Annotated in this window: 1 protein-coding gene; it reads left to right on the plus strand. The window is 50.0% G+C overall.

Annotated features, from left to right (window positions below; translation table 11 throughout):
• Positions 1 to 11 precede the first annotated feature (11 nt).
• A partial coding sequence (locus tag VJI94_RS08035) for a hypothetical protein (RefSeq protein WP_324008967.1) occupies positions 12 to 420 on the plus strand: 409 nt, incomplete at its 3' end.

Consider the following 420-nt stretch of genomic DNA (forward strand, 5'->3'; position numbering starts at 1 on the left):
TGGAGGTCATAATGCAAGTTACAATCCAGCTCCCCATCCTATTCGGCGTCAAGGATAAGAAGTTCCAGCTGGCATATCGTCAGCAAAACACCCCTAGCGATGGGGGGTTTATCCAGTCGATCGATCGGATTAGTCCTACATGGTGGGCGCAGTATCAGACTGTTCCTTTGTTTGGGGAACGGTATATTGCAGCACAGAGCTTCCTGGACAGTCTAAATGGGTCACTCAATCCTTTCCTAGCGTACGATCCCGGCCGCATTGTACCATACGCATACCGCAACCAGCCGGGTGTAACTCTTCCGTGGGGATTTCCTTCACTGCTGGTCAGTAACTACCAAGATGCCACTATAACTATTGGGGATGGTACTCCTGGGGGTATTATTTCCCCTACTGATTACATCAGCTATCAAGACGGGGAGA

It is taken from the genome of Parvimonas sp. D9, assembly GCF_035282565.1.
Lineage (GTDB): Bacteria > Bacillota > Clostridia > Tissierellales > Peptoniphilaceae > Parvimonas > Parvimonas micra.